Consider the following 14,190-nt stretch of genomic DNA (forward strand, 5'->3'; position numbering starts at 1 on the left):
TTTTAATTTGTTTATTTAGGAGAAGATGATGATTGTAGGTTTTATTGGCTTAGGTATTATGGGTAAACCAATGAGCAAAAACTTGTTAAAAGCAGGTTATTCGTTAGTTGTTTATGATCATAATCAAGCATCTATTGATGAAGTTGTATTAGCAGGTGCCAAAGCAGCTCAATCCAACAAAGAGGTAGCAGAACAAGCTGATGTAATTATTACCATGCTTCCTAATTCTCCTCAAGTGCAAGAAGTCGCATTGGGTGAAGGAGGAATTGCTGAGCATGCCAAAGCAGGCACAGTGTTAATAGATATGAGTTCTATTGCTCCTTTAGCCAGTCGAGCAATTCATGATGCCTTGGCTAAGAAAGGTATTGCCATGCTTGATGCTCCCGTTAGTGGTGGTGAGCCTAAAGCAATTGATGGTACGCTTTCAGTGATGGTAGGCGGTGATAAGGCTTTATTCGATAAACATTATGATCTAATGAAAACAATGGCAGGTTCTGTTGTTTACACAGGCGCTATTGGTGCTGGTAACGTAACTAAATTAGCTAACCAAGTGATTGTAGCACTCAATATCGCGGCTATGTCAGAAGCATTTGCTTTAGCCACTAAAGCAGGGGTTGAGCCAGAGCTTGTTTATCAAGCAATTCGCGGTGGTTTAGCAGGTAGTACGGTATTAGATGCTAAAGCGCCGATGGTGCTTGAGCGTAACTTTAAACCTGGTTTCCGTATTGATCTGCATATTAAAGATTTACAAAACGCCTTAGATACATCTCATGGCGTGGGTACTTCATTGCCATTAACCGCTTCTGTAATGGAAATAATGCAAGCACTTCGTACTGATGGCATGGGTGATCTTGACCATAGTGCCATTGCACGTTTTTACGAGAAGCTTGCTAAAGTTGAGATTAAAAAGTAGTTTTTTAATGATACCTCCCTAATCACTATGCATTAGATTAGGGAGGAGAATTAACCTTTTAGTCAGTAACATTAGAAAATTTGTTATGAGCGTTGCCTTGTAAGGGTGACAGTTGTCTTTTATTTATTATTTTATGAGGGTTATATTCAATGCCTCAGCCAAAAGAAATGCTAAATCAATTGTTTAGGATTATCTTACAGGCAGCAATGCCAGAAGGTAAAATAGCGCAGCTATTGCCAAAAACATCACCAAAAGGCAAAACCATTGTGTTAGGTGCGGGTAAGGCAGCTGCTAGTATGGCTGCCGAGTTAGAGAGGGTTTATCCATTTCCTATAGAAGGTATGGTGATCACCCGCTATGAGCATGGCTTAGACACTAAGTTTATTAAAATTGTTGAAGCATCACATCCTGTACCTGATAGTAAAGGGCAAGCAGCAGCTAAAAGGCTATTTGAATATGCCCAGTCGGCTACAGCAGATGATATAGTGATTTTTTTAGCTTCAGGTGGTGCTTCTGCATTAATGAGCTTACCACGTGAAGGTATTACTTTAGATGATAAGAAATTTATCACTAAACAGTTGTTAGCTTGTGGTGCGCCAATTGATGAAATGAATGTAGTACGTAAGCATTTATCAGCTATCAAAGGTGGTCATTTAGCACAAGTGGCGGCACCAGCAAAAGTAATTACCTTTGCCATTTCTGATGTGGTGGGTGATGACTTATCTGTAATTGGTTCAGGTGCAACGGTTGCAGACCCATCTACCTTTGCTGATGTGAAACGTATTCTGAAAAAGTACAATATTCAGTTACCAGAAGCAGTTGCTCAATTTTTAGCATCTGCTACTGAACAAGATGAAACACCTAAGTCGTTATCTAATACGGAGTCTCACCTAATTGTAACGCCCTATGATGCTTTTAAAGCAACTGAACAAGCAGCGCAGGCGATGGGGCTTAATGTGCTGTTTTTAGGTGATAGTATTACTGGAGAAGCACGACATGTGGCGGCAATGCACGCTGGAATTGTTAGGCAAATTAAACAACATGAAACTCCTGTTGCCAAACCCGCTTTATTATTAACGGGTGGTGAAACAACAGTGACCATTGCTGCTGAAGGTGGTCGTGGTGGTAGAAATACTGAGTTTTTATTAGCATTAGCTATTGAGTTAAATGGTTTAGATAATGTTTATGCGATTGCTTGTGATACCGATGGCATTGATGGCAGTGAGGATAATGCAGGTGCTATTATAACACCTGATACTTTAACTCGAGCGGCTCAATTAGGGCTTTCTGGGGCAGAATATTTGGCTAAAAATGATGCTTATAGTCTTTTTAGTGAGTTGGGTGATTTAGTGGAAACAGGCCCTAGTCGAACTAATATTAACGATTTTAGAGCGATATTAATTTTATAGGGTTTAGTGGGATAGTATGACTTATTATCCCACTGTGTTTATAGTTAAAAGATAAATAGAGGTCGTTGCTTGGCGATCTCTAGCTTAAAAGTATAGTTGATTATAAAACCTAGTAAGTAACCTTATGACCATAACTAGCAATGATATGTTGAATACGTTTTAAGGTTTCGGAAGAGGGAGGCTGCGTACTCTCTAACTTGTATTTCCATCCTAAATTTTGCCATTTATGTTCGCCTAGTTTATGAAAAGGCAATAGTTCTATCTTTTCAATGTTTTGCATAGATTGGGTAAACTGACCCAATAGGTGAGCTGAATTATCATCATCTGTCCAACCAGGTACAACTACATAACGAATCCAAGTAGGTTTATTTTGTTGCTGTAAATAGCGTGCAAAATTTAAGGTATATTGATTAGAAATACCCGTTAGTTTTTTATGCGTGTCATTATTGATTTGTTTTAAATCTAACATAACCAGATCAGTTTCTTGCAGCAAGTCTATGATGTGTTGCGTGTAGCGTTTTACATAGCCGTTGGTATCTAAACAGGTGCTTATGCCTGCTGAATGACAAGCTTTAAACCATTGGCTTATAAATTCAGCTTGTAGCATGGCTTCACCGCCAGAGGCGGTAACACCTCCACCATTGGGTATTAAGAAGTGTTTATAGGAAATAATTTCTTGCATCAGTTCGTCAATGGTAATCAAACGACCTGCTTTTATATCCCATGTATCGGGATTATGACAATACAGACAACGCATAACGCAACCTTGGAAAAATACAATAAAACGTATTCCTGGACCATCAACAGTACCAAAAGATTCAATGGAATGGATGCTGCCTGTTGCTGATGCTAAAGATGTAGTCATTATCTTTAATATTGCCTGTACAAGAAAAGACTCTTGCTAGAGTCTTTTCTGTAGTAGTTAAATTACATCGCTTCTGTAAAAGTGCGACTGATTACATCGTTTTGTTGCTCTTTGGTTAAAGAGTTAAAACGCACTGCATAGCCTGATACACGAATGGTTAGGCTCGGGTATTTTTCAGGGTGTTGTTGTGCGTCTAATAACATTTCACGATCTAACACGTTAACATTGAGGTGCTGACCTCCCTCAAACTCATTGCTATGATGGAAGTAGCCATCCATCATTCCAGCAAGATTTGTTTTGCGAGTTCTATCATCTTTACCCAGTGTTTTGGGAACAATAGAAAAGGTGTAAGAAATGCCATCTTTAGCATAAGCAAAAGGTAATTTAGCGACAGAGGTTAATGAGGCAACCGCTCCCTTTTTATCGCGGCCATGCATAGGATTAGCGCCTGGGCCAAAGGGTGCGCCAGCAGGGCGACCATCAGGTGTATTACCCGTCTTTTTACCATATACAACATTTGAAGTAATAGTAAGTACAGACTGAGTCGGGGTTGCATTACGATAGGTTTTTAATTGACTGATCTTAGTCATAAACCGTTCCACAAGATCACAAGCAATATCATCAACTCGCGCATCATTATTACCAAATTGAGGGTAGTCACCTTCAATTTTAAAATCGATAGCAATGCCATCTTTATCACGAATGGGTTTGACGGTGGCATATTTAATAGCAGCTAGTGAGTCGGCTGCTACAGATAGCCCTGCAATACCACAAGCCATGGTGCGAACAACATCGCGATCATGTAATGCCATCAAGGCTGCTTCATAGCTGTACTTATCATGCATATAGTGAATGCAGTTTAAAGCAGTGACGTATTGTTTAGCGAGCCAATCCATAAATGAATCTAAACCAGCCATTACTTTATCAAAATCTAATACTTCATCTAGCATTGGCGCTGTTTTTGGGCCTACTTGAATTTTTAATTTCTCATCAATACCGCCATTAATTGCATATAGTAAGGTTTTGGCTAAGTTAGCCCGTGCACCAAAGAATTGCATTTGTTTACCGACTACCATAGGGCTTACACAGCAAGCAATAGCATAGTCATCACTATTAAAGTCGGGACGCATTAAATCATCATTTTCATATTGTAATGATGAGGTATCTATGGATACTTTACTGGCGTATTCTTTAAAGCTTTGTGGTAGTTTTTCAGACCATAAAATAGTGATATTAGGCTCTGGAGAGGGACCCATATTATAGAGGGTATGTAAGAAACGGAATGAGTTTTTAGTGACTAATGTTCGTCCATCTAGTCCCATACCACCAATGGATTCAGTTGCCCATATTGGATCACCAGAAAATAGCTCATCATATTCTGGGGTACGTAAAAAGCGAACCATCCGTAATTTCATCACAAAATGGTCGATAAACTCTTGTGCTTGTTGTTCTGTGATTACACCATTATCCAAATCACGTTGAATATAAATATCGAGAAAAGTTGATACTCGGCCTAGCGACATAGCTGCGCCATTTTGCGATTTAACAGCTGCTAAGTAACCAAAATAAGTCCACTGAATAGCTTCTTGAGCAGTAGTGGCTGGTATTGAAATATCATAGCCATATTTGGCTGCCATTTGTTTTATTTGGTTTAATGCTTTGTGTTGTTCAGTGATTTCTTCACGTAAACGGATAGTGGCTTCTAAGTCTGTACCTTTTTCTAAATCAGCTTGTAGTGAATCAAATTGTTTACGCTTATCAGCCATTAAAAAATCAATGCCATAGAGTGCTACACGACGATAGTCACCAATAATACGACCACGCCCATAGGCATCTGGTAAACCAGTGATAATCCCCGATTTACGGCAAGCTACAATTTCAGGCGTATATACATCAAATACCGCTTGGTTATGCGTTTTACGGTATTTAGTAAAGATTTCTGCTACAGTAGGGTCTAGTGTACGATTATAGGCTTGGCAAGAGCTCTCAATCATCCGAATACCACCAAAGGGAATAATTGCCCGTTTTAGTGGTTTATCAGTTTGTAAGCCGACAATAGTTTCTAAAGATTGGCTGATGTAGCCAGCGTCATGGGATGTGATAGTAGAAATAATGTCCGTATCAAAATCGAGTGGTGCTTTAGTTGTATTTTCAACCTTAATACCCTCCAAAACTTCATTCCATAACTTAGTTGTTGCTTCAGTCGCTTCTGTTAGAAAAGCTTCGTCACCCTCATAGGGCGTATAGTTGGCTTGAATAAAATCGCGTACATTCACTTCATTTTGCCAGTGAGTGCCTTTAAAACCTTTCCATGCAACTGTTTGTTTATCAGTTAAATTGCTCATATTTATTTCCTTAGGATGTTGGAAAAAAAACGATAGTTTTGTTGGCTTGGTATAGCCGCAACAAAACGGCAATCACTCGTTAGGTGCTTTTTGAGCAGTGAGTGATTTTTTAATAAGATGTGAGGCTTTTTAATGGGTAAAATAAGCTTAAAGCTTATTACTCCATATAGCTTAGTAGATAAAAAGAGGTAACTAGTCATTGTGTTAGCTACCTAAACTGGTTCCAGCAACATGTACTTGAATCATATTGGTACTTCCTCTCGTACCAATGGGGATTCCTGCAGTTACTTCCACAAGATCACCGGTTTGAATATAACCAGCGTCTAAACAACGTTGAATTGCTTCTTTGGTCATTGTGTCAGTATTGTCACTGGGTTTTCCTTGAACAGCAATAACTCCCCAAATGAGCTGTAAACGTCTAATGGTTTTTTCATGGGGTGTTACTGCAAAAATAAAAGGTTGGGGTCTGTATCTGGATACCATCTGTGCGGTAAAACCACTTTCGGTTGCGGTAATAATGCCTTTAATATTTAGCTCGACAGCAATTTGTACCGATGCATGACTGATAGCGTCCGTTGTGTTGGTTCGTTTAAACCCTGAGCGAACTAGCTCCGTTTCACAATCAATGGCTTGTTCAGTGCGTTTAGCTATGGATACCATAGTCTTAACCGCTTCTACAGGATATTGTCCAGAAGCAGTTTCGCCACTTAACATAATAGCATCTGTACCATCTAAAATAGCGTTGGCAACATCACTCGCTTCTGCTCGGGTTGGTCTTGGATTAACCATCATGCTTTCGAGCATTTGGGTTGCGGTAATAATGGGCTTGCCTAACTTATTACATAATTTAATCATCGCTTTTTGAATAAGTGGTACTTCTTCGGCTGGTATTTCAACCCCCAAATCACCACGGGCGACCATAAGGCCATCCGATACTTCTAAAATTTCTGCCATATTTTTAACGCCTTCGGCATTTTCAATTTTAGAGATAATTTGGATACTTGAGTTATGTTCGTCTAATATTTCTCTAATTACTTGTACATCAGAGGCACGTTGTACAAAAGAGGCTGCAATAAAATCTATATCTTCCTCAATGCCCAATAGAATATCTTGGATATCCTTTTCTGAAACAGGTGGTAATCCTAAACTAACACCAGGTGCGGCAACACGTTTTCTATCACTAATATTGCCACTATTTTCAACGATTGTTACTATCTGATTATCTTCAATAGATTGTACAGTCAGCTCAATCAAACCATCTGCTAATAAAATCTTATTACCTACTTGTACTTCTTGAGGTAAGTTGTGATGAGTGATAGAGGCTATTGTTTCATCACCTACAAGCTCTGCTGTTGTTAAGGTAAATGATTGACCTTTTTTTAGGTTTGCTTTGCCATTTTTAAAGCAACCTAAGCGCATTTCTGGCCCTTTGGTATCTAACATAATAGCTATTGGAATGTTCACTCGTTTAGAAGCAGCTCTAATAGCACTTATCCTTGCTCGATGATCTTGATGACTGCCATGAGAAAAATTAAATCGAGCTACATTCATCCCATTAATCAATAACTGTTCTAAAATCTCTGCTGTATCGGTTGCTGGGCCTAATGTACATACGATTTTAGTCTTTTTCATGATTACTTCCATTGATAACATTCAGATTTCTGTTTTAACTAAGTAATAAATCAGAAAATTATCTAATTAATACAAAACATTATTAACTAGATTCACAGATCATATAGAAGTGTAATCCTTACTAAAGAGAATAACATTGGGCAATATTCCAAGATTACTTGATTACTTTTTTAGAAAAATGTACAAACTTCCAAAATAAAATATTTAAGAATCTGGATAAATTAATTGGAGTTCTTTGAGAAACCTTTTAGTGGAACATAGATATTTTAATATTTATAAGAATTTTAAGTATGCATTAGCAAATTATAAAAGTGTTGAATTATATGACTGCTATTCATGGTAATGTTAATAAAATTAATATATTAGACTTTGGTCTCTGTTGTCTAATGGATAGCGATTGGATTAAATTAATTAATTAAAGAACATAAATTTCGTTTTAAATCATGCCGATTTCGGACTTCTTTTTGTAATGTAAATAGCATTATTTTTTACTTATATTGAGTCAGAATTTTATAAATATTATTATAACTTGCAGTAATTGTTAGTTAGTTTGAAGTTGATATTTATTTGACAAGGAATTAGCTTAATAAGAGATTACTGAGTTATGTTAGAAATATCAGCTGTATCTGCTTTAGACAATGTGAAAATAAAATTAAAACCTTACCAATTAATTGTTCACCATAATGACAACACTATTAGTAGTGAAATTGTTTTTGATAAAAAACTAACTTTAGAGAAAGGTCATTTTTTTATCACAATATTATCTATAAGTCTCTATAAACAGTTAGCCCTAATAGTAGATGAGTGGAGTGCTTATCTAAATTCAGCTTTTTGTGGGAAGTTTTATATAAAAACTCAGCCATTATTAAAAAAAGAAGAGTTTACTTTTCACTATTACCCATGATGATAAATATTACAACAGTGCAGATTATTTAAACTATATGGAAAAAGGATAACTACTAACAGTAACTGTTTAGTAGTCAATGAGGAAAATAGCATGAATAACAAGAAGCCATTACTTATTTTATTCCCTTTTGCAGGAGGTAATTCATTATCTTATAGAGAGATGTTAGAACCATTGCAAACAGTTTATGAAGTAGTAACACCTGAATTACCTGGCAGGGAAGCTTTATCAAATACACCATTAATAGATGATATAAATACATTAGTAGATTATCTTTTTATGAAGGTGATTAAACCTTTAGAGTTAGATAGACAATATATATTTTATGGTCATAGTATGGGAGCATTATTAGCTTATCTTCTGGCTAATAAGATTAAACAAGAGAATCTGCCACATCCTACACATCTTATTGTTTCAGGACGAAATGCGCCTTGTTTTAGAAGAAGTAAGTTCATTCATCATTTGCCTTCCACAGAGTTTTGGGATTCTTTAAAAAACATGGGAGGAATTCCTGATGAGTTTTTAGAGTATCAAGAATTAAAAGATTATTTTGAGCCGATTATTAAAAATGATTTTAAGTTAGTAGAAAATTATAACTACACAATAGCTCAATATAGTTTAGACGTACCTATGACAGTTATCTATGGTGATCAGGAGGATATGACTAAAGAGTCTGTTTACGCGTGGCAACAGGAAAATAAACAACCTATTAATTTTATTGAAATGCAAGGTAATCACTTTTTTATTTTTGATCATATGCCAGTATTAACTAATTATTTAACTTCAATTGTTAAATAAGGTTTAAACGGTAAATTAAACATCTTTTAATTTGTAAATTACAAACCATTGAATAAATGCAATCAATGGTTTTATGGTATAGGTAACTATTGAGCAGCACTGTTAACAAACTGCCAGTAGCGACCTTTTTGTTCTAGCAGTGCGTGATGATTACCTTGTTCGATAATGTTGCCAGCATCCATCACCACAATCATATCCATTTCGTTTAAGTTGGTTAAACGGTGTGTCACCATAATTAAGGTTTTATGTTGAGCATGTTGTTTTAAGATGCGTAATATTTGCTGTTCTGTTTCAGTGTCTAAGCCATTGGTTGGTTCATCTAATAAGATAAGTGGAGCTTGATGGAGTAAGGCTCTAGCAATACCTATACGGGTTTGCTCACCCCCTGAAAGTTGCCTACCACCTTCACCTAACCATTGGTTAAGGCCATCATTTTCAAGTAGCTTACTAAGCCCAACCTGATTTAAAACCTCTATCAGTTGTTGCTCTGTAGTATCTGCATTAGCAATTAAAAGGTTGTGTCGTAATGTGGCGCTAAAAATATGCACGCGTTGTGTCACCACTGAGATCATTTGTCTTAAGGTTTGTTCATCGTAGTCAGCCAGTGCTATTTGGTTAAGGGTAATCTGCCCTTGTTGAGGATCCCAAGCGCGGGTTAGTAGCTGTAGTAATGTTGATTTACCACAGCCTGTTTTACCTAATAGCGCAATATGCTGGCCTGTTTGCAGTTGTAGATTGATATTGGTTAATACATTTTGTGGTTGGTCAGGGTAGCTAAAAGAGACTTTGTTTAGTTGTAGACTGGCTTGAGGTAGATAATCTGCTTTTGCTTGGGTAAAGGTAACATCGGCTTGTTGCGATAGTAATTCATTGACTCGTTTAGCAGATGAGGTAACTTGGCTTAAATGTAAGAAAGCAGTTGCAACAGGCGCAAGGGTTTCAAAAGCTGCTAGTGAAGCAAAGGTAAATAGGGCAATCAGAGGGTTTAAGGTATGGTTAGCTCCAACACCATTAGCCGCTAACCAGAGTATAAGAACAGTAGTTAGGCCAGCAGCTAGAATAATAAAGGATTGGGATAAGCCCGTTAATGAAGCTTGTTTTTTCTGAGTGTTTAACCACTTTATTTCAGTATTATTTAGTTGTGAACGAAAACGTGCTAGTGCATTAAAAATAGCGAGTTCAGCTTGCCCCTGTAACCAAGCAGTAAGCTCTGTTCGATATTGGCCTTTTAATTGGGTTAGGCTAATGCCAATAGGATTGCCTGCATAATAAAAGATAAGAGGGGTGATTAACACTAATACAGTGAGTATAAGGCCTAAGGTTAAAGCTAGATTAGCATCAATAAATAATAAACCAGTAGTGATGATAAAAATCACCATAATGGCGCTGACTATTGGTGAGATGAGGCGTAGATAAAGATGGTCTAGGGTATCGATATCAGCCACTAAGCGATTTAATAATTCGGCTTGTTTAAAACGAGAGATAGCACTAGGGGTTAGTGGTAGTAATTTTCTAAAGGTAAAAACACGTAGCTTAGCTAAAATTCTAAAAGTGGTATCGTGGCTAACTAAGCGCTCACCATAACGAAAAACGGTACGCAGAACCGCAGAACCACGGACACCTGCTGAAGGTAGTAAATAGTTGAAGGTAACGCCCATAATGCCTGCTAAAGCGGTTGAAGCTAAGAACCAACCCGATATGCTTAATAAGCAAATACTGGCAAGTAAGGTGAGAATAGCCAGCAAAATACCTAATGCGATTTTTCGCCAATATTGACGATAAAGTTTTAAGAAAGGATATAAATCACGCATTGTTTAAATCTCCTCTCTTTGGCTAGCTAATAATTGAGCAAAGGCACCCTCAACACTACAGAGTTCTTGATAGTTACCTGTTTGTATAATCATACCCTTATCCATCACCCAGATAGTGTCATAGTTAGCTGTATCTTTTAACTGGTGGGTAATCATAAGCGTTGCTTGATGTTGAGCGGCTTCTGTTAATGATTGCATCACTAACATTTCACTATTAGCATCTAAACTAGCGGTGGGTTCATCTAATAACAATAGCTGACAAGGCATTAATAAGGCTCTAGCAACAGCAAGGCGTTGTGCCTGTCCTACGGAAAGTTGAGTGGCATATTCACCCACTGAGGTTTCTATACCATTAGGCAGACGCTCTAAAAATTCATCAATATAAGCTTTTTTAATGGCGGTAGTTAATTGCTGTTCAGAAGCGTTTGGGTTAGAAAGTAAGATATTTTGTTTAATCGTTGTTTCGGGTAAATAGGGGTTTTGTCCCACCCAACTGAGTTGTTTGCGCCAGTTCTCAATATCAAGCTGATTAAGCTCAACACCATTAACAGTTAACGAACCTTGGTAGGGTAGAAATCCTAGTAATAGATTAAATAGCGAACTTTTACCTGCACCACTATGCCCAACGATAGCAATTTTTTGTTTACTGTTGATGGTAAAAGATAAAGGGCCTGCTAATTGCTGACCCTGTGGCGATAGAATAAATAACTCATTAGCGGTAATGATAATCTCATCTGGATTATCAATTAATTTATCGCCCACTAAGGGATTATTATTTTCATGTGCTAAAAAGGTTACTAATGATTCAGCTGCACCTATTGCCTGTGCTTTGGCATGGTAGAAAGTACCTAAATCTCGTAATGGCTGAAAAAATTCGGGGGCTAGTATTAAGGCAAAAAAACCAGCAAATAAGGTAACCCCTAAACCATAGTGTCCAAAATTAAGATCACCCAAATAGGAGAAACCAAAATACACAGCCACTATGGCGATTGATACTGAGGCAAAAAATTCTAATACTGCTGAAGAGAGAAAGGCTTGTTTTAATACAGTCATGGTTCGTTGTCTGAAATCTTCTGAAGATTCTTCGAGCTGTTTGATTTCATTATTACCTTGAAAGAACAAACGCAGTGTATTAAGCCCTTTTAAACGATCAAGAAAAGTACCACTTAATCTAGCCAATACCGCAAAATTACGTTGGTTTGCTTCTGCTGCACCCATACCTACTAATGCCATAAATAAAGGGATTAGCGGGGCTGTAAATGTAAGAATAAGGCCAGCCGCCCAGTTAGTAGGATAAACAGCAATTAATATAAAAATAGGGATAATGGCAGCTAACGCTACCTGTGGTAAATAACGGGAGTAAAAATCTTGCATTTCCTCGATTTGTTCAAGGATCATGCTTGCCCAACTACCAGCAGGTTTATTCTGAATCCAGACAGGGCCTAATGCCTCCAACTTATCTAACACTGTTTTACGAATAGTTTTACGAACTGCTGCACCACATAAAAAGCCTACTTTCTCTCTTGCCCACGCTAGAACTGTTCGTATTACAGTAGTAGCAATCAGCCCCAAAAAGTAAAGGGAGAGTGATTCTTTATTAACCTGTTCTACAATAAGGCTATGTAGAATAGTAGCCAACAGCCAAGCCTGAAAAATAATAACAAGGCCATTAATCGTACCAAGCAGCATTGATAGCCGTAGCCAGTTCTTTGCTATGCCATTTTGTTGTTTTAGCCAGCGAATAAGCTGTTGTTGCTTTGTTTTATTCATAAGTAATAGGATTGGTACTTTAAATAGGTGGCTTTAAAAATGAGCGAACGCTTATTATATCAGTACTGTAGCAAAAGTGAGCTTATTATTCATTACATTACACTAATGTAATGTCTATGAGTAATTAAACCTGTCTTGGTTTATTAGCTTATATTTAAATAATAGCTAATACTCTTACAATATGATGTCCGAAAATAGCCAGAATTTTTTTAAATATATGACATAATTAGGTCAAGTTTAAATAAAGGGCAGTAGCCATGCTGATTACTGATAAAACTGGTTTATATACAGCATTTAAAGCGAAAGATGCACGTTTTGATGGACGTTTTTTTGTAGCTATATCGTCCACTGGAATATACTGCCGTCCAGTCTGTAGAGCAAAGCAACCGAAAATTGAAAATTGTACTTTTTATGCAACCGCAGCGGAAGCCGAGCAGGCGGGGTATCGGCCGTGCCTTTTATGTCGACCAGAGCTTGCACCAGGTATGTCAATCACTGATGCTACTGTTACCTTGGCTCATCGAGCTGCAAGAATGTTGGAGGAGAATTGTGGAAGTGGCCAACGATTAGATGAGCTTGCTATACGTCTTGGCTGCACAGATCGGCATTTACGACGAGTATTTATGGCCGAATATAATGTGTCACCAGTACAATATCTTCAAACATGTCGATTACTCTCTGCCAAAAATCTTCTTACTGATACCAATTTATCTGTACTAAATGTTGCAATGGTAGCAGGCTTTGGTAGCTTACGAAGATTTAATGACCTTTTTAAAAAACACTATAACCTTGCACCTACGGTTTTACGCAAACGAATTTCAGAAAGAAAAAAGCATGACAGCAATATAACGTTGGCTTTAGGCTATCGTCCTCCTTATCAGTGGCAACAGATATTAAACTTTCTAGCGCAACGTGCAATTAAAGGTGTAGAGATAGTAAAGGATGGGCAATATCTGCGTACTGTCCATTTAGTCAATGCAGATCAACAACATATCTATGGTTGGGTACGGGTAGGGCATAAGCCAAAACAAGATGTTTTGACTGTTACCATAAGCGAGACCCTATTACCAGTATTATCACAAGTATTAGCAAGAGTGCGTCATTTATTTGATTTGTATTGTGATCCCTATGCAGTATATGAAACCCTCGCACCAATGAATAATATTCGAGCTGGGCTTTGTGTTTTGGGAATTCGTTTACCTGGTTGTTTTAATGCGTTTGAAATGGCAGTACGAGCAGTATTAGGACAACAAATTACGGTAAAAGCATCAAGTACATTAGCAGCTAGGTTGGTTGAGCATTATGGTACACCCTTGCAAACAGGAGTAGAGGGGTTGACTCATGTTTTTCCATCACCTGAAAATATACTTGCTCTGGATGGCCTTATTGAAAATCACTTTGGGCCATTAGGTATTATTGCAAGCCGTGTAAGGACTATTTTTGAATTAGCACAGGCATTAGTATACGGAAAAATTGATTTTGGCTTTTGTGCGCAACCAGAAGTAGAAATAAAAAAACTAATGGCAATTCGTGGTATTGGTAGTTGGACAGCGCAGTATATTGCTATGCGTACAATGGCATGGACTGATGCTTTTCTGGAAACAGATGTGGGTGTAAAAAAAGCACTTGAACCCTATACATCAAAGCAACTTCTTTCTATGGCAGAAGCATGGCGACCTTGGCGCAGTTACGCAACAATAAATCTTTGGAACTCTCTGTAAATTGCAAATAATGAGAGGAGGG

The 14,190-nt window shown here is 37.6% G+C and carries 10 protein-coding genes; 5 read left to right on the forward strand and 5 right to left on the reverse strand.

Annotation, left to right across the window (positions count from 1 at the left end):
* Nucleotides 1-25 precede the first annotated feature (25 nt).
* Nucleotides 26-913, forward strand: a complete 888-nt coding sequence (garR, locus tag ACQVD9_RS06065) for a 2-hydroxy-3-oxopropionate reductase (protein ID WP_264745179.1) — start codon at nucleotides 26-28, stop codon at nucleotides 911-913.
* Between the two features lie 149 nt (nucleotides 914-1,062).
* A complete protein-coding gene (locus ACQVD9_RS06070; protein ID WP_264745180.1) occupies nucleotides 1,063-2,322 on the forward strand; it encodes a glycerate kinase type-2 family protein in 1,260 nt (419 codons plus the stop codon).
* A gap of 109 nt (nucleotides 2,323-2,431) precedes the next feature.
* On the opposite strand, the gene pflA is transcribed toward ACQVD9_RS06070, so the two are convergent.
* From pflA to pyk, 3 genes are all read right to left on the reverse strand, one after another.
* Nucleotides 2,432-3,187: a pyruvate formate lyase 1-activating protein gene (gene pflA, locus ACQVD9_RS06075; protein WP_264745181.1), complete on the reverse strand. Its 756-nt coding sequence runs from the start codon at nucleotides 3,185-3,187 to the stop codon at nucleotides 2,432-2,434.
* 62 nt (nucleotides 3,188-3,249) lie between these two features.
* Nucleotides 3,250-5,532, reverse strand: coding sequence for a formate C-acetyltransferase (pflB, locus tag ACQVD9_RS06080; RefSeq protein ID WP_264745182.1), 2,283 nt, complete (start codon nucleotides 5,530-5,532; stop codon nucleotides 3,250-3,252).
* 204 nt (nucleotides 5,533-5,736) lie between these two features.
* A complete protein-coding gene (pyk, locus tag ACQVD9_RS06085; protein ID WP_264745183.1) occupies nucleotides 5,737-7,164 on the reverse strand; it encodes a pyruvate kinase in 1,428 nt (475 codons plus the stop codon).
* Nucleotides 7,165-7,768: 604 nt separating this feature from the next.
* On the opposite strand from pyk, the gene ACQVD9_RS06090 reads away from it, so the two are divergent.
* Both ACQVD9_RS06090 and ACQVD9_RS06095 read left to right on the forward strand, forming a co-directional pair.
* Nucleotides 7,769-8,068, forward strand: a complete 300-nt coding sequence (locus ACQVD9_RS06090; protein ID WP_264745184.1) for a hypothetical protein — start codon at nucleotides 7,769-7,771, stop codon at nucleotides 8,066-8,068.
* A gap of 93 nt (nucleotides 8,069-8,161) precedes the next feature.
* The gene (locus ACQVD9_RS06095; protein WP_264745185.1) at nucleotides 8,162-8,866 is read left to right on the forward strand and encodes a thioesterase II family protein; all 705 of its coding nucleotides are present in this window, start codon (nucleotides 8,162-8,164) and stop codon (nucleotides 8,864-8,866) included.
* A gap of 86 nt (nucleotides 8,867-8,952) precedes the next feature.
* Here the strand turns inward: ACQVD9_RS06095 and cydC are convergent, their stop codons facing one another.
* Nucleotides 8,953-10,677 carry a heme ABC transporter ATP-binding protein/permease CydC gene (cydC, locus tag ACQVD9_RS06100; protein ID WP_264745186.1) on the reverse strand — a complete coding sequence of 575 codons (1,725 nt, stop codon included), beginning with the start codon at nucleotides 10,675-10,677 and terminating at the stop codon, nucleotides 8,953-8,955.
* Between the two features lie 3 nt (nucleotides 10,678-10,680).
* Nucleotides 10,681-12,447, reverse strand: coding sequence for a heme ABC transporter permease/ATP-binding protein CydD (cydD, locus tag ACQVD9_RS06105; RefSeq protein ID WP_264745187.1), 1,767 nt, complete (start codon nucleotides 12,445-12,447; stop codon nucleotides 10,681-10,683).
* A gap of 257 nt (nucleotides 12,448-12,704) precedes the next feature.
* Here cydD and ACQVD9_RS06110 point away from each other — a divergent pair, with 257 nt between their 5' ends.
* Complete coding sequence (locus ACQVD9_RS06110; RefSeq protein ID WP_264745188.1) at nucleotides 12,705-14,168, forward strand: DNA-3-methyladenine glycosylase 2 family protein; 1,464 nt, start codon at nucleotides 12,705-12,707, stop codon at nucleotides 14,166-14,168.
* Nucleotides 14,169-14,190 lie beyond the last annotated feature (22 nt).

It is taken from the genome of Entomomonas sp. E7T21, assembly GCF_058693955.1.

Bases quoted from the DNA above. Each gene is read 5' to 3' on its own strand.
- pflB (WP_264745182.1), bottom strand. From the start codon at position 5,532: ATGAGCAATTTAACTGATAAACAAACAGTTGCATGGAAAGGTTTTAAA.
- ACQVD9_RS06070 (WP_264745180.1), top strand. From the start codon at position 1,063: ATGCCTCAGCCAAAAGAAATGCTAAATCAATTGTTTAGGATTATCTTA.
- cydD (WP_264745187.1), bottom strand. From the start codon at position 12,447: ATGAATAAAACAAAGCAACAACAGCTTATTCGCTGGCTAAAACAACAA.
- ACQVD9_RS06090 (WP_264745184.1), top strand. From the start codon at position 7,769: ATGTTAGAAATATCAGCTGTATCTGCTTTAGACAATGTGAAAATAAAA.
- pflA (WP_264745181.1), bottom strand. From the start codon at position 3,187: ATGACTACATCTTTAGCATCAGCAACAGGCAGCATCCATTCCATTGAA.
- ACQVD9_RS06095 (WP_264745185.1), top strand. From the start codon at position 8,162: ATGAATAACAAGAAGCCATTACTTATTTTATTCCCTTTTGCAGGAGGT.
- pyk (WP_264745183.1), bottom strand. From the start codon at position 7,164: ATGAAAAAGACTAAAATCGTATGTACATTAGGCCCAGCAACCGATACA.
- garR (WP_264745179.1), top strand. From the start codon at position 26: ATGATGATTGTAGGTTTTATTGGCTTAGGTATTATGGGTAAACCAATG.
- ACQVD9_RS06110 (WP_264745188.1), top strand. From the start codon at position 12,705: ATGCTGATTACTGATAAAACTGGTTTATATACAGCATTTAAAGCGAAA.
- cydC (WP_264745186.1), bottom strand. From the start codon at position 10,677: ATGCGTGATTTATATCCTTTCTTAAAACTTTATCGTCAATATTGGCGA.